The 18,179-nt window shown below is 72.9% G+C and carries 11 protein-coding genes; 5 read left to right on the forward strand and 6 right to left on the reverse strand.

Annotated features, from left to right (window positions below; all coding sequences use genetic code 11):
* Nucleotides 1-54 precede the first annotated feature (54 nt).
* From AC07FJ_RS02625 to AC07FJ_RS02635, 3 genes are all read left to right on the forward strand, one after another.
* A complete protein-coding gene (locus AC07FJ_RS02625; RefSeq protein ID WP_479044503.1) occupies nt 55-1,764 on the forward strand; it encodes a carbohydrate-binding module family 20 domain-containing protein in 1,710 nt (569 codons plus the stop codon).
* Between the two features lie 113 nt (nt 1,765-1,877).
* A complete protein-coding gene (gene pulA / locus AC07FJ_RS02630) occupies nt 1,878-7,244 on the forward strand; it encodes a pullulanase-type alpha-1,6-glucosidase (RefSeq protein ID WP_479044504.1) in 5,367 nt (1,788 codons plus the stop codon).
* A 134-nt stretch (nt 7,245-7,378) separates the two neighbouring features.
* The gene (locus tag AC07FJ_RS02635) at nt 7,379-7,729 is read left to right on the forward strand and encodes a 5-carboxymethyl-2-hydroxymuconate Delta-isomerase (protein ID WP_361414311.1); all 351 of its coding nucleotides are present in this window, start codon (nt 7,379-7,381) and stop codon (nt 7,727-7,729) included.
* Here AC07FJ_RS02635 and AC07FJ_RS02640 read toward each other — a convergent pair.
* Complete coding sequence (locus AC07FJ_RS02640) at nt 7,714-8,445, reverse strand: TetR/AcrR family transcriptional regulator (protein WP_468295386.1); 732 nt, start codon at nt 8,443-8,445, stop codon at nt 7,714-7,716. The two genes, AC07FJ_RS02635 and AC07FJ_RS02640, sit on opposite strands and share 16 nt — an antisense overlap.
* Nucleotides 8,446-8,507: 62 nt before the next feature.
* On the opposite strand from AC07FJ_RS02640, the gene AC07FJ_RS02645 reads away from it, so the two are divergent.
* Nucleotides 8,508-8,813 carry a hypothetical protein gene (locus AC07FJ_RS02645; RefSeq protein ID WP_361414315.1) on the forward strand — a complete coding sequence of 102 codons (306 nt, stop codon included), beginning with the start codon at nt 8,508-8,510 and terminating at the stop codon, nt 8,811-8,813.
* A 6-nt stretch (nt 8,814-8,819) separates the two neighbouring features.
* Here the strand turns inward: AC07FJ_RS02645 and AC07FJ_RS02650 are convergent, their stop codons facing one another.
* The 4 genes from AC07FJ_RS02650 to AC07FJ_RS02665 all read right to left on the reverse strand — a co-directional run bounded on the left by AC07FJ_RS02650 (nt 8,820) and on the right by AC07FJ_RS02665 (nt 16,043).
* Nucleotides 8,820-9,881, reverse strand: coding sequence for a PDR/VanB family oxidoreductase (locus AC07FJ_RS02650; protein WP_479044508.1), 1,062 nt, complete (start codon nt 9,879-9,881; stop codon nt 8,820-8,822).
* Between the two features lie 3 nt (nt 9,882-9,884).
* A complete protein-coding gene (locus AC07FJ_RS02655; RefSeq protein ID WP_479044510.1) occupies nt 9,885-10,814 on the reverse strand; it encodes a metal-dependent hydrolase in 930 nt (309 codons plus the stop codon).
* A 99-nt stretch (nt 10,815-10,913) separates the two neighbouring features.
* Nucleotides 10,914-12,887 carry a hypothetical protein gene (locus tag AC07FJ_RS02660; protein ID WP_479045263.1) on the reverse strand — a complete coding sequence of 658 codons (1,974 nt, stop codon included), beginning with the start codon at nt 12,885-12,887 and terminating at the stop codon, nt 10,914-10,916.
* A gap of 51 nt (nt 12,888-12,938) precedes the next feature.
* Nucleotides 12,939-16,043: an alpha-N-acetylglucosaminidase TIM-barrel domain-containing protein gene (locus tag AC07FJ_RS02665; protein WP_479044512.1), complete on the reverse strand. Its 3,105-nt coding sequence runs from the start codon at nt 16,041-16,043 to the stop codon at nt 12,939-12,941.
* Between the two features lie 101 nt (nt 16,044-16,144).
* Between AC07FJ_RS02665 and AC07FJ_RS02670 the strand changes: the two genes are divergently transcribed.
* A complete protein-coding gene (locus AC07FJ_RS02670) occupies nt 16,145-16,609 on the forward strand; it encodes a hypothetical protein (RefSeq protein ID WP_479044514.1) in 465 nt (154 codons plus the stop codon).
* Between the two features lie 59 nt (nt 16,610-16,668).
* Here the strand turns inward: AC07FJ_RS02670 and AC07FJ_RS02675 are convergent, their stop codons facing one another.
* On the reverse strand, nt 16,669-18,162 hold the full coding sequence (locus tag AC07FJ_RS02675; protein ID WP_479044516.1) for a DUF1996 domain-containing protein: 1,494 nt from the start codon (nt 18,160-18,162) through the stop codon (nt 16,669-16,671).
* Nucleotides 18,163-18,179: the final 17 nt, after the last annotated feature.

Genomic DNA, 18,179 nt, shown 5'->3' on the forward strand with positions numbered 1-18,179 from the left:
TTGCCGCACGAGGCTGCACCGTCGCATCCGCACCTCCCTTCCCCAGGAGGAAACATGGCCAGAAAGCCCGTGGCCGCCGCGCTCGCCCTCGCCACCGTCGTGGCGGGGGCCGCGGTCGCCCTCACGGCGCCCCCCACCCCCGCGCAGGCCGCGCCGCCCGGCACCAAGGACGTCACCGCCGTGCTCTTCGAGTGGAACTTCGCCTCCGTGGCGAAGGCCTGCACCGAGCAGCTCGGCCCGGCCGGATACGGCTACGTCCAGGTCTCGCCGCCGCAGGAGCACATCCAGGGCGGCCAGTGGTGGACCTCGTACCAGCCCGTCAGCTACAAGATCGCGGGCCGTCTCGGCGACCGCGCCGAGTTCAAGAACATGGTCGACGCCTGCCACGGCGCGGGCGTCAAGGTCGTCGCCGACACCGTCATCAACCACATGGCGGCCGGGAACGGCACCGGCACCGGCGGCAGCGCGTACACCAAGTACGGCTACCCCGGCCTGTACTCCGCCCCGGACATGGACGACTGCACGGCCCAGATCACCACCTACCAGGACCGCGCCAACGTCCAGAACTGCGAGCTCGTCGGACTCGCCGACCTCGACACCGGTGAGGAGTACGTCCGCACCAAGATCGCCGGCTACCTGAACGACCTGCTGTCGCTCGGTGTCGACGGCTTCCGCATCGACGCCGCCAAGCACATGCCGGCGAACGACCTGGCCGCCATCAAGGCCAAGCTCACCAACCCGGGCGCCTACTGGAAGCAGGAGGCGATACACGGCGCCGGCGAGGCCGTCTCGCCCAGCGAGTACCTCGGCAACGGCGACGTCCAGGAGTTCCGCTACGCCCGCGACCTGAAGCGGATGTTCCAGAGCGAGAGCCTCACCCACCTGAAGAACTTCGGCGAGGCCTGGGGCTACATGGAGTCCGGCAAGTCCGCCGTCTTCGTCGACAACCACGACACCGAGCGCGTCGGTGACACCCTGAACTACAAGAACGGCTCCGCCTACACGCTGGCGAACGTCTTCATGCTGGCCTGGCCGTACGGCTCCCCGGACGTCCACTCCGGCTACGAGTGGACCGACAAGGACGCCGGCCCGCCCTCCGGCGGCCAGGTGAACGCCTGCTACAGCGACGGCTGGAAGTGCCAGCACGCCTGGCGCGAGGTCGCCTCCATGGTCGCCTTCCGGAACGTGGCCCGCGGTCAGGGCGTCACGAACTGGTGGGACAACGGCGGCGACGCCATCGCCTTCGGGCGCGGCACCAAGGCGTACGTGGCCCTGAACCACGAGACGTCCGCCCTCACCCGCACCTTCCAGACGTCGCTGCCCGCCGGCGACTACTGCGACGTCCAGTCCCACCGGACCGTGACCGTCAACGGCTCCGGCCAGTTCACCGCCACCCTCGGCGCGGGCACCGCCGTCGCGCTGCACGCGGGTGCGCGCACCTGCACCGGCGGCGGGACCACCACGCCGGTGACCGGCGGCGCGTCCTTCGCCGTCAACGCCACCACCGTCCCCGGCGAGAACATCTACGTCACCGGCGACCAGGCCGCCCTCGGCAACTGGAACCCGGCCGCCGCCCTGAAGCTCGACCCCGCCGCGTACCCCGTCTGGAAGCTCGACGTGACGCTCCCCGCCGGCACCTCCTTCGCGTACAAGTACGTCCGCAAGGACGCCGCCGGGAACGTCACCTGGGAGAGCGGCGCCAACCGCACGGCCACCGTCCCGGCCACCGGGAAGGTCGCCCTGAACGACACCTGGCGCGCCTGACGCCGCCGTACGTCCACGGCCCGGCGCCCTACGCCCCGCGTCCTGTGCCCCGCGCCCGGAGCTTCCCGGGCGTGGGGCCCCTTCTCCGCAACCCTCCCCGAGGAGAACCCGCCTTGATACGCCCCCGATCCCAGCCGCGCGTCCCGCGCAGAACGGCGGCCGCCCTCGCGGCGGCGACGCTCGCCGCGCTCGTGCCCGCGCTCCCGGCCGCCGCCACGCCCAGGCCGCCCGCGCCGCCCTCGGACAAGGCGCTCGCCGCCCAGCCCGCCCGCCACGACCTGACGCGCGAGCAGTTCTACTTCGTGCTGCCCGACCGGTTCGCCAACGGCGACCCGGAGAACGACCGCGGCGGGCTCACCGGCACGCGCCTCACCACCGGGTACGACCCCGCCGACAAGGGCTTCTACCAGGGCGGCGACCTCAAGGGGCTGACGGAGAGGCTCGACTACATCAAGGGCCTCGGCACCACCGCCATCTGGATGGCGCCGATCTTCAAGAACCAGCCCGTACAGGGCGAGGGGAAGGACGCCTCGGCCGGCTACCACGGCTACTGGATCACCGACTTCACCCAGGTCGACCCGCACTTCGGCACCAACGCCGACCTGGAGAGGCTGATCGACAAGGCCCACGCCAAGGGCATGAAGGTCTTCTTCGACGTCATCACCAACCACACCGCCGACGTCGTCGACTACCGGGAGAAGTCCTCCTCCTATCTCTCCAAGGGCGCCTTCCCCTACCTGACGAAGGACGGCGTCCCCTTCGACGACGCCGACTACGCCGACGGGACCAAGCCCTTCCCGAGGACGGACCTCGACTCCTTCCCGCGCACGCCCGTCGTGCCCGAGGGGAAGCGGAACCTCAAGGTCCCCGCCTGGCTCAACGACCCCGCGATGTACCACAACCGGGGCGACTCCACCTTCGCCGGCGAGTCCTCCACGCACGGCGACTTCGTGGGCCTGGACGACCTGTGGACCGAGCGCCCCGAGGTCGTCGAGGGCATGGAGAAGATCTACCAGCGCTGGGTGCGCGACTTCGACATCGACGGCTTCCGCATCGACACGGTCAAGCACGTCAACACCGAGTTCTGGACCCAGTGGGCCACCGCCCTCGACGCGTACGCCGCCCAGCGCGGCCGTGACGACTTCTTCATGTTCGGCGAGGTGTACTCGTCCGACCCGGCCGTCACCGCCCCCTACGTCACCCGGGGCCGGCTCGACGCCACCCTCGACTTCCCCTTCCAGGACGCCGCCCGCCGGTACGCCTCGCAGGGCGGCCCCGCCGCCAAGCTCTCCGAGCTGTTCGCGCAGGACTACCGCTACACCACCGACAAGGCCAACGCCTACGAGTCGGTGCCCTTCCTCGGCAGCCACGACATGGGCCGCTTCGGCACCTTCCTGAAGCAGGACAACGCCGGCGCCGACGACACGGAGCTCCTGGCCCGCTACCGGCTCGCCAACGAGCTGATGTTCCTCACCCGCGGCAACCCCGTCGTCTACTACGGCGACGAGCAGGGCTTCACCGGCGCGGGCGGCGACAAGGACGCCCGCCAGACCCTCTTCGCGTCGAAGACCGCCGACTACCTCGACGACGACCAGCTCGGCACCGACCGCACGCACGCCACCGACGCGTACGACACCGGCCACCCCCTCTACCGCTCCATCGCCGCGCTGGCGAAGCTCCGCAAGGCCCACCCGGCCCTTGCCGACGGCGTCCAGACCGAGCGCCACGCCGACAGCGGCCAGGGCGTGTACGCCTTCTCCCGTACGGACACGAAGGCGCGCACCGAGTACGTCGTCGCCGTCAACAACGCCACCGCCCCGAAGACCGTGGAGGTCACCACCGACTCCCCGGACACGGCCTTCCGTTACGTGTACGGCGGCAGCGGGACCGGCACCGGCACGGTCACGAGCAGCGGCGCGAAGCTGAAGCTGACCGTCCCCGCCCTGTCCTCCGTCGTCCTCAAGGCGGGCAAGCCCGTCCCGGCCCCGGCCACCAAGCCCGCCCTCGCCCTCAAGGCCCCGGCCGCCGGAGCCACCGGCACCGTCGAGGTCACCGCCGACGTCGACGGCGGCGGCCTGAACCGGGTCGTCTTCGCCGCCCAGCAGGGCACCGGGAAGTGGCAGGTCCTCGGCTCCGCCGACCACGCCCCGTACAAGGTCACCCACACCGTCACCGCCCCCGAGGGAACGGCCCTGCGCTACAAGGCCGTCGTCGTCGACGGCACCGGCCGCACCGCGAGCGCCGTCGCCACCACGACCGCCGGCCGGGCGCCCAAGCCCGGCAAGCCCAGCGCCGTCGACCGCGACTACGCCGTCGTCCACTACCAGCGCCCCGACGGCGACTACGACGGCTGGCAGCTGAGGACCGGCTCCACCACCGCCGCCTTCACCGGCCGTGACGCGTACGGCGCCTTCGCCTGGGTCAAGGTCGAGGACGGTACGACGTCCGTCCCGTACACCGTCGAGAAGGCGGGCACCGCCGACGGCCCGCAGCGCGTCCTCGACCTCTCCGCCACCGCCGAGGTCTGGGTCAAGCAGGGCGCGGACGGCCAGGCGGACAAGGCGCCCGACGGCGCCTACCCGCCGCAGGACCCGGGCAAGGCCGTCATCCACTACCACCGCCCCGACGGGAACTACGACGGCTGGGGCCTGCACACCTGGACCGGCGCCGCCACCCCCACCGACTGGTCCAAGCCGCTCCAGCCGGTGAGGAAGGACGCCTTCGGCCTCACCTTCGAGGTACCGCTCGCCGCCGGGGCCACCTCCCTCTCCTACATCGTCCACAAGGGCGACGAGAAGGACATCCCCGCCGACCGGTCCCTCGACTTCGGCACGTACGGCAAGGAGGTCTGGCTCCTCACCGGCGACACCGGCTACCTCCTGCCCACCTCGGGCGCCGCACCCGCCCTCGACCTCACCAAGGCCGAGGCGCAGTGGATCGACGCCGACACCATCGTCTGGAAGGTGAAATCCGCCCCCGGCACCAGCACCCAGCTCGTGTACGCCCGGGACGGCGGCATCACCGCCCCCGGCGGTGCCCTCTCCGACGAGGGCCGCTGGCTGCGCCTCACCCCGTCGGCCCTCACCGACGCCCAGAAGGCGACGTACCCGCACCTCAAGGACTACCCGGCCTTCACCCTCGACCCGCGCGACCGCGACCGGGCGCGTGACGCCCTGCGCGGCCAGCTGATCGCCACCCACCGCGCCCCCAACGGGGCCCTGCTCGCCGCGACCGGCGTCCAGATCCCGGGCGTCCTCGACGCCCTGTACGGCACGAAGGCCCAGCAGGCCGGCCTCGGCCCCGTCTTCCGCAAGGGCAGGCCCACCCTCTCCGTCTGGGCGCCCACCGCGCAGAACGTCGCCCTCGAACTCGACGGCAAGCGCGTGGCGATGAAGCGCGACGCGGCCACCGGCGTCTGGTCGGTCACCGGCCCGCCGAGCTGGCGGAACAAGCCCTACCGGTACGAGGTGACGGTCTGGGCGCCCAGCGTCCAGAAGGTCGTCACCAACAAGGTCACCGACCCGTACTCGACGGCCCTGACCACCGACTCCGCCCGCAGCCTGGTCACCGACCTCGCCGACCCGGCCCTCGCCCCGGCGGGCTGGGCGACCCTGAAGAAGCCCGCCGCGACCCCGCTGCGCGACGCGCAGATCCAGGAGCTGCACGTCCGGGACTTCTCGGTCGCGGACCGTACGTCCCGGCACCCCGGCGGCTACCTCGCCTTCACGGACACCACGTCCGACGGCATGAAGCACCTGAGGAAGCTGGCCGCGAGCGGCACCTCGTACGTCCACCTGCTGCCCGTCTTCGACATCGGCACCATCCCCGAGAAGAAGTCCGACCAGACGGCGCCCACCTGCGACCTGAAGGCGTACGCGCCCGACTCCGACGAGCAGCAGGCGTGCGTGGCGAAGGCCGCCGCCAAGGACGCGTACAACTGGGGCTACGACCCGCTGCACTACACCGTCCCGGAGGGCTCGTACGCCTCCGACCCGGAGGGCACGCGCCGCACGGTCGAGTTCCGGCGGATGGTGCAGTCCCTCAACCAGGCCGGACTGCGCACCGTCATGGACGTCGTCTACAACCACACCGTCGCGAGCGGCCAGTCGGAGAAGTCCGTCCTGGACCGGATCGTGCCCGGCTACTACCAGCGGCTGCTGGCCGACGGCACCGTCGCCACCTCCACCTGCTGCGCCAACACCGCGCCCGAGAACACGATGATGGGCAAGCTCGTCGTCGACTCGGTCGTCACCTGGGCGAAGGAGTACAAGGTCGACGGCTTCCGCTTCGACCTCATGGGCCACCACCCCAAGGCCAACATGCTCGCCGTCCGCCAGGCCCTCGACGAGCTCACCCTCGAACGCGACGGCGTCGACGGCAAGAAGATCATCCTGTACGGGGAGGGCTGGAACTTCGGCGAGATCGCCGACGACGCCCGCTTCGTCCAGGCCACCCAGAAGAACATGGCCGGCACCGGCATCGCGACCTTCTCCGACCGGGCGCGCGACGCGGTGCGCGGCGGCGGCCCCTTCGACGCCGACCCCGGCGTCCAGGGCTTCGCCTCCGGCCTCTACACCGACCCCAACACCTCGAAGGCGAACGGCACCCCGGCCGAGCAGAAGGCCCGCCTCCTGCACTACCAGGACCTGATCAAGGTCGGCCTGACCGGCAACCTCGCCTCCTACACCTTCACCGACACCTCCGGGAAGAAGGTCAAGGGATCCGAGGTCGACTACAACGGCGCCCCCGCCGGCTACGCCGCCGCCCCCGGCGACGCCCTCGCCTACGCGGACGCCCACGACAACGAGACCCTGTACGACGCGCTCGCCTTCAAGCTCCCGGCGGCCACGTCCCCCGACGACCGGGCCAGGATGCAGGTCCTCGCCATGGCGACCGCCGCCCTCTCCCAGGGCCCGGCGCTCTCCCAGGCGGGCAGCGACCTGCTGCGCTCCAAGTCGCTGGACCGCAACTCGTACGACAGCGGTGACTGGTTCAACGTCCTCAACTGGGACTGCCGGGCCGGCAACGGCTTCGGGCGGGGCCTGCCGCCCGCCGCCGACAACAAGGACAAGTGGTCCTTCGGCAAGCCGCTCCTCGCGTCACCGTCCCTGACGGTGGGCTGCCCGCAGATCACCGGCGCCTCCGCCGCCTACCGGGACCTGCTGACGATCCGTACGACGGAGAAGGCGTTCGGCCTCGCCACGGCCGACCAGGTCCAGTCCGCGCTCTCCTTCCCGCTCTCCGGCACGGAGGAGACCCCGGGCGTCATCACCATGCGCCTGGGCGACCTGGTCGTCGTCTTCAACGCCACCCCCAGGGAGCAGGCCCAGAAGGTGCCCGCACTCGCCGGCCAGGGCTACGCCCTGCACCCGGTCCAGGCGCGGGGCGCCGACGCGGCGGTCAAGTCGTCGTCGTACGAGGCGACTTCGGGCACCTTCACGGTTCCGGCCCGCACGGTGGCGGTTTTCAGCCGCAGCTGAGGAGATCGGTGACGGATTGACCACGGGCGCCCTGCCGACGGCAGGGCGCCCGCTTATCGTGAAGCGGCGCAGGACTCACACGCCGCACGACTCACACGGCGCACGAGTCACACGAGACAGGAGTGACCACGCCCATGCCGCACATCAGAGTCGACTACTCGGCCTCCCTGGAGGACGCCTTCGACCGGCGGGGCTTCGCGCTCGCCCTGCACCCGGTGGTGGCCGACACCGTCAGCACCAGCGTCACCAACTGCAAGTCCCGTTTCCGCCGCGCCGAGGACACGGTCGTGGGCGACGGCTCCGGCGAGGGCGCGGTGATCCACGTCGCGATCCGGCTCGCACCCGGCCGTACGGACGAGGTCAAGGGGCGGCTGACGGAGGCCGTCCTCGCCCTGCTGCCCTCCCACGTGAAGCCGGTGGAGGGCCTGACCGTGCACCTCTCCGCCGAGGCGCACGACTTCGAGAGGTCCTACCGCAGGCGCTGAGCCGGCACCTGCGGCAGCGCCCGCACCGTCGGCAGCAGCGCGCCCAGCCGGCCGATGAGGTCGCCCAGCGGCCCGTCGGCCGGCTCGTCCGCGAGCATGCGGACCAGCAGGGCCGCCATCTCCTCGTCGTACGCGGCGCTCACCGCCGCCAGCGCCGCGAAGTCGTGCACCAGCTGGAGCTCCAGCTCGGCGCGCGGGATGCGGCGCCCGTCCAGCCACAGCAGCGCCGTCGACTCGGCGAGCGACACCCAGGACCGGACGACCAGCTCCAGCCGGGCGGGCGGGTCGGTCACGCCGAGGTGGGCGAGGATCTGCTCGTACGCCGCCTGCCGCACCTCGTCGATCATCGCGTGCGTCGTGGAGGACCCCACGGCCGGTCCGCCGCGCATCAGCGCCGCGAAACCCGGCCCGTGGTCCTCCACGAAGCCGAAGAAGCGCCCCATCACGCGCAGCAGCCGCGCGCCCAGCGGCCCCTCGTGCGGCTCCTCGAAGCGGGCCGCCAGCTCGTCCGCCGCGCGCCGCAGGGCGGCCTCGTACAGGCTCTGCTTACCGGGGAAGTAGTGGTACACCAGCGGCCGCGAGATGCCCGCCGCGGCGGCCACCTCGTCGATCGACACGTCCTCGGGGGAACGGCGGCTGAACAGCTCCAGTGCCACACCGATCAGCTGGCGTCTGCGCTCCTCGACACCCATCCTGCGGCGCACCCCGGTCGTCATGCCGAACAGCGTAACCGTCCCTTCGAACAGTGCCCGCTACACCTTCCGTTACGCTGCCGGACATGAGCCTCTCCGACGAGGAAACCGCGCCCGCCCCCCACGCCCCACGGCCCGGACTCAGCCCGCGCCAGGCGCGGCGCCTGCGGATCGCCGCCGCCTCCGTCCTCCTGGTGGCCATGGCGGTCGTGCTGGTGCTGCGGCTGGCCAGCCGCACCTCCGTGCTGGTGGTCGGCGTGTACGGACTGGCCATGATCCTCTGCGGCGTCGTCATCGAGCTCAGCCGCAACGGCCGCACCCGGCTCGGCACCTGGCTGCTCGGCACGGGCCTGCTGGCGGCGCTGGCCGCCGACTGGCTCCTGCTGCCCTGACCGGCCTCAGAGGTCCAGCACCAGCCGTTCGCCGCGGCAGCGCGAGACGCAGATCAGCATCGAGTCGTGCCGCTCGTCGTCCGTCAGCAGCTCGTCGCGGTGGTCGACCTCGCCCTCCAGCACCCGCTGCTGGCAGGTCCCGCAGAACCCCTGCTCGCACGAGTACGACACGTGCGGCACCTCCGCGCGCACGGCGGCGAGCACCGACTGGTCCGCCGCCACCGCCACCGTACGGCCGGAGCGGCGCAGTTCGACCTCGAAGGCCCCGCCGTCCGCGGCCGAGGCGCCGCCCGGCGCGAACCGCTCCAGATGCAGGGTGACGCCCTGCGGGAGGACGGCGGCGACCGCGTCCATCAGGCCGTCCGGGCCGCAGCAGTAGACCCGGGCCTCCCGCGGCACGTCCGCCAGGAAGGCGCCCAGGTCCGGCAGCCCGGCCTCGTCCTCGGCCACCACCGTGACGTTCCCCAGCCGCTCCAGCTCCTCCAGGAACGGCATCGTCGCGCGCGAACGCCCGCAGTACAGCAGCCGCCAGTCCGCGCCCGCCGCCCGCGCCGCGCGCACCATCGGCAGCACGGGCGTGACGCCGATGCCGCCGGCGACGAAGACGTACGACTCCGCGGGGACCAGCGGGAAGCGGTTGCGCGGCCCCCGGATCTCGACCTCCGTGCCCTCGTGCAGCTGCTCGTGCACCTCCCGGGAGCCGCCCCGCCCGTCCTCGATGAGCCGGGTCGCGACGGTGTAGGTGTCCGGGTGGGCCGGGTCGCCGCACAGCGAGTACTGCCGCACCAGCCCCGACGGCAGCACCAGGTCCAGGTGCGCGCCCGGTTCCCACGGCGGCAGCCCGGTGCCCTCCAGCCGCAGCTGGACCACGCCGTCGGCGGGCGTGCTCCGGCCGGTGACCAGCACGCGGCGCCGCACGGTGGACGCCCGGCGGCCCCGCCCCGAGACGGGCTCCTCCAGGGCGGGCAGCGGCCACAGCGGGGCCGCCTGGATGCGGCGGCGCACGGCCCGCCTCACCAGCAGCGCCGCTCCGGTGGCGAGGACGACGGTACGCAGACGGGGTGGCATGGCTCAGTGACCTCCGGGGGCGGCGGGGGCGGCATGGGCGGCGCCGGCGGCGTGGGATGCGTTGGCGCCCGGGGAGGAGGCGAGGTAGGCGACCGCCTGGGCCGTACTGCCCTCCTGGGAGGGGTGGTAGGCCCGGCTCAGGTAGCGGGGTATGGAGCGCAGCATGTCCGGGGTCGACGGCAGGACGCCCTGCCGCCCGCGCCGGACGAAGTCCCCCAGCGTCGCCTTGCCGTCGAGGAGGGAGGGGTCGTTCTCCATGAAGAACCGCACCCCGCGCTGCCACAGGAAGACCAGCGCCGAGAACGCCGTCGCCCACGTGCGCACGCGCCGCCGGTAGCCGCCGTCGACGTGCAGGAACAGCTCGAAGGCGACCGCGCGGTGCTCGACCTCCTCCGCGCCGTGCCAGCGCAGCAGGTCCAGCATCACCGGGTCCGCGCCGCGCCGGTCCAGCTCCTCGGCGCCCAGCACCCAGTCGCCGAGGAAGGCGGTGTAGTGCTCGATCGCGGCGATCAGCGCCACCCGCTCCATGAGCCACCACTGCCGGGCCTTGCCGGGCGGCAGCGTCCGGTCCCCGAGGAGCTTCTCGAAGAGCCAGTCGACCTGCGCGGTGTACGGGGTCGGGTCGAGCCCCAGCTTCTTCAGGTGCGGCAGCACGTCGTCGTGCGCCTGCGAGTGCACCGCCTCCTGGCCGATGAACCCGATGACGTCCGCGCGCAGCCGGTCGTCCCGGATGTACGGCAGGACCTGCCGGTAGACGTGGATGAACCAGCGCTCCCCGGCCGGGAGCAGCAGGTGCAGCACATTGATGGTGTGAGTGGTGAACGGGTCGCCGGGAACCCAGTGGAGCGGGGTCTCCTCCCAGTCGAAGGAGACCTTCCGGGCCTTCAGCTCGCTCCGCTCCGACGTCCGCGCCGCCGGTTGCGTATTAGACATGGCGTCAATGTACTGATGGGTACGCCGCCGGCAACAGGGTCGTGCACGCGATTGTTCGGAGGACCGTTCGAGGGAGCCGCGGGCGCGCGCGAGGACGGTTCAGTGCAGGCTGTTGATCCTCGTGCCGTCCTGGAGCCGCGCGCCGAGCTCGACCCGCTCGGCCGGCTTCCCCTTCACCGCCACGGCGAGCAGCCGCTCGTCCGCCGCTCCCGTCACCGCGCCCGAGACGGCGATCGACGCCACCTCGGGGCTCCCGGCCGCGACCATGTACCACTGCCCGGCGGGCGACTTCCACAGCGCGCCCGCCAGGACGTGCGGGTCGCGCGCCCCGCACGCCGGTGAGTCGTCGGCCTTCGCGACGACCGCGCCGGCCGCCACCGCGCCCGCGTGCGGCTCGGACGATCCGGTGGCCTCGGGCGCCTGGAACTGGGCCAGCACCTTGCCGCCCGTACCCCGCCAGGTCTCCGCGCGCGTGCACAGCCACCGCGCGGTGCCGCCCTCGGCGGGCAGCTCCTGCTGCGCGAACCGCCAGGAGTTCACCGTCCGCACGCCGTGCGAGCGCACCATCGGCAGGAGGCAGGCCGTACGCGCCCACTCCGCGCGCGCCGCGTCGTCCGTCACGTCCACCGGAGCCGAGGGCGGCCCCGAGGTGAGCCGGGCGGGGGTGAGCTCGCCGAGGTCGGTCAGTACGCGCGTGGTCACGCCGTCGCGCACCTCCAGGGCGTCCCACGTGCGGCACTGGCTCGGCGCGACCGGGCTGAGCATCGGCTTCGTCACCCCGTCCGCGTCCCGCTCCAGCGGACGCGCCGCCTCGGCCGGCTTGAGCAGGTCCCGTACCGCCACGTCCCGCACCCAGGGCGCCGTCAGGTAGCGGACGTTGGCCTTCGTACGGCCCACCACCAGGGCGCCCGCCGAGGCCGTGTCGGCGCCGTCGGTACGGACGAAGTCCAGCGCCGCCCCGGCCGTACCGTCCGTCGGCTCCGCGTACCGCACCACCCGCAGGCCGTCGTGGAACAGCACCACCCGCGCCTGGTCCACCTCCCCGGCGAACAGCAGCTGCGCCGGGCCCATCGGCGGCCCCGGCGGCGTCCCCGGCGCCGCGGACACCTGCACCGTGTGCCCGGGCCGCGCCCACACGGCGAGGGCGCGCCGCAGCAGGGCGGTGTCGTTCACCAGCCCGCCGCGCGCGGGCCACACCGAGAAGTCCGTACGGGCGGAGCGCTGCCACATGGCCGGGGCCACCCGGCGCAGGTGGGCCGGGTCCAGCGCCGCCTCGGAGACCGGGTTGCGGGCGTACGCCGGAGCCGCCGCGCCGTCGGGACCCCAGCCCTCGCCCGGCAGCCCCAGGAGCGCCCCGCACACCACCGCCGCCGCCAGGGCCGCCAGCGCCGCCTTGGCGTGCTGGCGCCGCCGCATCAGGTCCGTCGGCCGGGCCTGGAGCGAGCACGGGTCGAACTCGGGCGACTCCAACAGGGCGGCCGCGCTGATTTCCCCCGGCGCCTCGAGGGTGTCCGCCTCGGCGAGCGCCGCCTCCGGGTCCTCGACGCCGGCGGCCTTCAGGACCCGGCACGCCTCCGCGTCGCCCTGCCGCTCCACCCCGCGCAGCACGTACGCCGCCCGGCCCGGCCCGGACAGCGCCGAGAGCCGCTGGTCCAGGGCCAGTTCGTCGGCGCCGCCGGAGCGCGGGAACAGCCGCAGGCCCCACACCTGGGGCAGCAGCGGCGGCAGCTGCGCCCGCTTGGGCCACGCCCGGCGCCTCAGCGGCAGACCCGCCTCCAGCGCCTGGCGCAGCACCTGGCCGCGTACGTACGCGTACCCCGGGTCGACCGCGTCGTCCGCCGTCCGCCGCTGCCCGGGCATCGCGCCCCGGCCGCCGGGGGAGCGGCGGCGGGGCAGCGCGCGCTGCACGAGCGCGTGGGCGGTCAGGACGCGGCGGTTGCGGCCGAGGGAGGGCGGCAGCACCAGATAGGCGATGCGGACGAGCCGGGGGTAGTGCTCGACGAGCGCCGCCTCGGCCTGTTCGACGTCGACGGGGGCGGGGGTAGCCAGTTCCTGGGTGCTCACGTTCAGCAGAACGAGCGAATCCGGGGATGGTCACCTGGCGCCCGTGTCCCCCGGACGCGGTCACCAGCCCGTCAGTCCGCTGAACTCCACCGTGCCGCGCGCCCCGCCGCCGCCGTTCCCGGCGGTCATGAACAGGCCCGCGTCCTGCACGGCCGCCGCGCCCGGCACGCGCACCGTGGCGACCGTACGCCACGTCGCGCCGCCGTCCGTGGAGCAGGCGCCGGTGTACGCGCCGCCCGCGCGGGACAGGCGCAGCAGCACCGGGGCCGTGACGCCGGTGATCCGCCGGTAGGTGTCCATGGCGCCGTCGCCGTCCGCGTCGTACGTCAGCGCCACGCCGTTGCCGGGGGTGACCGCCAGGTTGAGGAAGCCGGTGGAGCGCGGCGCGGCCAGGGAGTCGCGGACGGCGATCCCGGCCCGCGCCCAGGCGCCGGTCGCGTCCTGCGTGTCCACGCGGACGGTGAGCGCGCCTCCCTCCGCCAGGACACCCTCCCGGTAGAGGGCGCCGAACTCGGCGGTGGACCTCCACAGGTCCGCGCCGCCGCCGTTGATCGCGTACCGGTCGCCGAGCTGCCCGAAGACCGCGCCGTTGGTGGCGTACGTACGCCACGCCGCGTCCCGGAGGGGCCCGGCGACGTACAGGTCGCCCCGCTGGACGGCGGTGACCGGCTCCTCGCCCTCGGGGCCGTACGTCGTGCGCAGCTCGTAGGGGAGCGGCTCGACGGGGGTGGACAGGGGGCGGGCGGGGGCGGTGACTTCCCAGGAGACGTGTCCGGTGCCGGCGGGCGGGACGGGCGGCAGCTCCAGGGGCGGCTGGTCGCCGAAGCCCGTGAGCGCGAAGCCGACGCGGCCGGTGGCGCGCAGGCCGTTGACGTTCCGGAAGGCCGCCGTGAGCAGCGCGGTGCCGCCCGGGCGCAGCGCGGCGGGCTCACCGGAGACGGTGACCGCGCCCTGGTAGGGCGCGCGGGCGAGGACGTCATGGACCCTGCGCGCCGTCGCGTACGGATCGTTGCGGGGCCGCACGGGATAGGTCTTGGTCCCGTGGGTCCACGCCTCCTCGACCGCGTACCAGTCGAACGTCTTCGGGGCGCGGCCCTGGGCGAGGGCGTCCTCCAGGTCGTCCAGGTACGCCTGCCACTGGGGGAGGTGGACGTCGGCGATGAGGCCGGACCAGTCGCGGTTGGCGTAGTTGGCGAGGCGCCCGCCGTCGGCGGTGGGGCGGTCGGCCCAGGTGGTGACGAGCACGCGCGCGGTGCGCTCCAGCCCTTCGCGGCGTGCGTCGGCGAGCCACGGCCCCAGCAGGAACGCGTGGTGGGAGCCGGTCATCTCGTCGCTGAGCCGCATCAGCCGCAGCCACAGCCGGGACAGGGCGCGGAAGGTGTCCGGGTCTTCGCGCGTGAACGCCGCTTTCAGCTGTCCGATCAGGTGCCAGGAGCGGTTGGCGAGGACCTGCCGTCCCAGGTCGGTGAGGTCGTGGCGGTACGCGTCCGAACGGCGCAGCGGCTCCCGTACGGCGAGCAGCGCGGCGAAGGCCCGGTCGAAGCGGGCGGGGTCGAAGGCGGGGGAGTGGGTGGCGTAGTGGGCGCCCGAGCGGGCGTCCAGGGAGGGGCGGGCGGCGAAGACGGAGTCGTGGGGCCGGCCGTCGCGGCTGGTGATCCGGTACGCGGTGTCCCGCAGGACCGCGAACGCCTCCCGGGCGTGCGCGTCCCGGCCGCCGTAGCGCAGGTCCGCGTACGCCTCGAACCAGCGGGTCCGATCGACGGGCTCCCGCCGCCAGGCGAGCTCGGAGAAGAGCTCCAGGGCGACCGGGTCGCGCTCGGCGGCCTCCGGCATGTACGCCGTCCCCGCCAGGGCGGAGCCCGGCTTGTCGCGCCAGGCGGTGAAGCGGTCGGCCCACACGTGGGTCTTGGCGCCGAGGGTGGTGCGGCCGCCGAAGTTGGGGATGGTGCCGAAGGCGTACGGCGCCCCGCCCCAGTCGCGCTCGCGGTCGGTGACCGCCTCCAGGTCGGAGAGCCCGTCCAGGACCAGGACCTTGGTCCTGTCGAGCGCGTCGAGCAGCTCGCGGCGCGGGTTGGCCTGCCAGCCGAGGATCATCCAGAGCGCGCCGGGCCGGGCCTCCTGGAGCGCCGCCTCGACGGCCCGGGCGGCGTCCGGTACGGGCACGTCGCCCGCCGAGCCGCCCTCGTGCAGCAGGTCCATCTTGACGTGCCGTACGTCGCCGAAGAGCTCGGCCTGGTGGCGGTAGAACGCCGCCGCCACGCGCCGGAACGCGAGCGTGCGCGGGTCCAGCCAGTCGGGGCGCCTCAGGCCCGCCCAGACGCCCTGCGGGACGGTGCGGGCGCCGGGGTTGCGGGCGGCGAAGCCGTCGGGGACGGTGCCGAAGTACCCCGGCAGGACGGGGGCCATGCCGAGCGCGCGCAGCCGGTCCGCGATGCGGCGGCCCAGCGCGGCGCGGCGGGCGATCAGGCCGGGGTCGAGCGGGCCGCCGTACGCGCTCATGTTCTGCAGCAGCCACCAGGGCTGGTGCGAGGGCGCGGGAAGCCAGGCGCGCGCCTCGGCGTCCGTGTACCCGAAGTCCATGAGCAGCCGGTGGTAGACGGCCTCCTGGCCGACGGTGACGAGGACCTCGTTGAAGCCGTGCAGGGCGAGGACGTCGATGAGCCGCTCCCAGCGCGCCCAGTCGGCGTACGGCGCGGTGTAGCCGTCGTGCGTGTCGTTGAAGACGAACCGGTGCGGGACGGTCGCCTCGTGCGCGAGCGGCTCGCGCGGGGACGGCAGCGTACGGGGGAGGCGCAGCTGGGAGCCGGACCAGGACAGGTGGGCGCCGCACACGTACTTCAGGTACCAGTGGACGCCGGTGAGGAGGGTGGCGGGGCTGGTTCCCGCGACCTCGACGCGGGCCGCGCCGGGACCCGGCGACCCGGTGACGCGGAAGCGCTCCGGGCCGCCGGTGAGGTGGCGGAGGCGGAACTGGTCCGCGTGGTCCGGCAGGAGCCGCGCGAGGGCGGCGCGGGCCGGCGCCGTACGGCTGTCGTCCCGCGGCCCGGGCCCTGTCCCGTCCCGCGTCCCGTACGCCATGGCGTGCTGCCCGTTCCCGGCGAGGGCGGCGCCCGCGCCGATCGCTCCGGCGGTCCCCAGCAACGTACGTCTCGACACTCCGGCCACGGCGCTCCTCCATGGTGCTGACGTGCCATCAGATGCGTGAGGGTCGCACGTTACCCCGGGTTCGCACCCGGAACAGGGGTGCGAACCGGCACGATGGCCAGATGCGCACGGAACGACGAACGCGTACGCGTACGCGCACCGCACGGGTGGCCGCGACCGCCCTGATATCCCTGACCCTTCCGCTCCTCGCGGCCTGCGAGGCGGAGCGCGGGACCGACGCGGCGCCACCGACGGCGCCCACGGCGACGGGCACCCTGGAGCAGCTCGCGGAGAAGGCCGCCTGCGAGCCGGACATCTCGACGGACGCGAAGGAGCTGCGTCAGGCGACGTGTGAGACGAAGGACGGAAAGTACGTCCTGACCACGTTCGCCACCGACCGGGGCCAGCGCGAGTGGATCAACGAGGCGAACGACTACGGCGGCGCCTACCTGGTGGGCCGCAAGTGGGTCGTGTCGGGCGACCAGAAGGTGGTCACAGCACTGCGCGGCCGGCTCGGTGGTGACGTGGAGACCGGCGCCTCACACGGAGGGCACGAAGGGTCCCACTCGGGTCACCACGGGAGCTGACCGCGCAGGGAAGGGGGTGACGGATCAGATGGTGATCGGCGTGATCACCCGTCAAGTGATCACGCGCAACGGCGACCGCCGTTGATGCAGTTCACCATCTGGTTCATCAGCCTGCTGTTGAAGACGTTGATGAAATCTCCATGGTCGGTGATCGGCTTGTGGAGCTGCTCGGGGAACGAGTCGACGGCGAAGACCGTCCCTTGCGGCACGTCGTAGACGATGCGCTGCACGAGCTGCGGAATCGCCCGGAAGCCCCGGGGGCACTGCCCGTTCGCGTTGGCGAAGGCGACATGCGTGCGGTGGTTCGCGCTGTCGGTGTTCCGGCCGTCCCAGCAGCTCTGGAACTTGAACGTGCGCACCACCTGGCTGCCCTGCGGGCAGATCGGGTACTTGTCCTTGAGCTGGCGGTTCTCGAATCCGGTACAGCTCCAGGACGCGTTCGCATTGGCGTCACCGTTCGTGAAGGCCTTGGCGTCACCGGTGATGATGCGCAGGAAGCGCGGCATCGGGGACACCTTGGAGACCGGGTTGCCGACGAAATTCATCGTGACCTGGGAGGGCGTCAGGATTTCGCCGACGTTCTGGTCGTTCCCGCCGCCGTCGGCATTGGCGTCGTTCTCGTTCTGTCCGTTCTGCAGGCGCAGTACGGGCCAGAAGTAGGTCGACTTGTCGCCTTGATTACGGCAGGTGGTCTGCCCCCGGGCCAGGTCGGCATCGCTCGCGAAGGCGTCGTTGGCCTGGTTGCCGACGTAGTCGTGCATGTGGTGGGCGCCATTGCTCACGCCGGGCGCGACGATGACGTTGTCCGGGTTGAACTTGCCGTTCTCGTTGCGGCCGCAGTCGGTGACGAAGCTCCCGCGGGAGGCTCCGCTCAGCTGGCGCGGGGTGCGGACGTTGGGCTGGACGGACTGGATGTCGACGAAGTCCCCGGCGACGGGCCCGTTGCCGGCCTGCCCCTGGCCTTGTCCCTGGCCTTGGCCTTGGCCTTGGTTCTGGTTGTCGTCCTGGCCGTCTTGCCCCTGGTTCTGGTTCTGATTCTGGTCCTGGCCTTGGGCGCCACCGCCGCCGAACGTGTTGGCGTCGTCCGCGCGCAGTGTGCAGGGCGCCATGCTCCGCAACCCCTCGGGGCGGTCCGCGTTCCGGCCGATGGCCACGGTGATCCGTTCGATGGCGGCCAGCCGCTTGTCCTTGAGCGGATTGAGAATGGCGTTGTCGGCGAACCGGGGATCCTGCTGGATCCGTTGCTTTTCCTCGGCGAACCGCTGGTACGCCTCGGTGATCTGGCTGTCCATGTTCGCCAGTTCCCGGTCCACCTCCCCCCGTGCTTCGTCGGGCACCTGGGGAAGGCCGTTGGCGACTTCGGGGCAGTCGATGGTGGAGATCTGCTGCCCGGCGTTGAGGGTGTTCTGCCGCTGGGGTGGCGGGCTGGACCAGCTCTCACCCGCGGATGCGTAGAAATTGGCCGCGACCAGCCCACCCCCGCCCAGTAGCAAGGCAGCCGAGGCGGCGATCGCCCGGTTGGCCAGTGTCGAGCGTTTTCGTGTGCGTCCCATGGAACTCCAATCCCGGG

This window comes from Streptomyces sp. NPDC045998 (assembly GCF_056430285.1).

What these genes read in the sequence shown, in the direction of transcription:
- AC07FJ_RS02645 (WP_361414315.1), top strand. Translation starts at nt 8,508, where the DNA reads ATGAGCCTCTCCGACGAGGAAACCGCGCCCGCCCCCCACGCCCCACGG.
- AC07FJ_RS02670 (WP_479044514.1), top strand. Translation starts at nt 16,145, where the DNA reads ATGCGCACGGAACGACGAACGCGTACGCGTACGCGCACCGCACGGGTG.
- AC07FJ_RS02650 (WP_479044508.1), bottom strand. Translation starts at nt 9,881, where the DNA reads ATGCCACCCCGTCTGCGTACCGTCGTCCTCGCCACCGGAGCGGCGCTG.
- AC07FJ_RS02635 (WP_361414311.1), top strand. Translation starts at nt 7,379, where the DNA reads ATGCCGCACATCAGAGTCGACTACTCGGCCTCCCTGGAGGACGCCTTC.
- AC07FJ_RS02640 (WP_468295386.1), bottom strand. Translation starts at nt 8,445, where the DNA reads ATGACGACCGGGGTGCGCCGCAGGATGGGTGTCGAGGAGCGCAGACGC.
- AC07FJ_RS02625 (WP_479044503.1), top strand. Translation starts at nt 55, where the DNA reads ATGGCCAGAAAGCCCGTGGCCGCCGCGCTCGCCCTCGCCACCGTCGTG.
- AC07FJ_RS02675 (WP_479044516.1), bottom strand. Translation starts at nt 18,162, where the DNA reads ATGGGACGCACACGAAAACGCTCGACACTGGCCAACCGGGCGATCGCC.
- AC07FJ_RS02655 (WP_479044510.1), bottom strand. Translation starts at nt 10,814, where the DNA reads ATGTCTAATACGCAACCGGCGGCGCGGACGTCGGAGCGGAGCGAGCTG.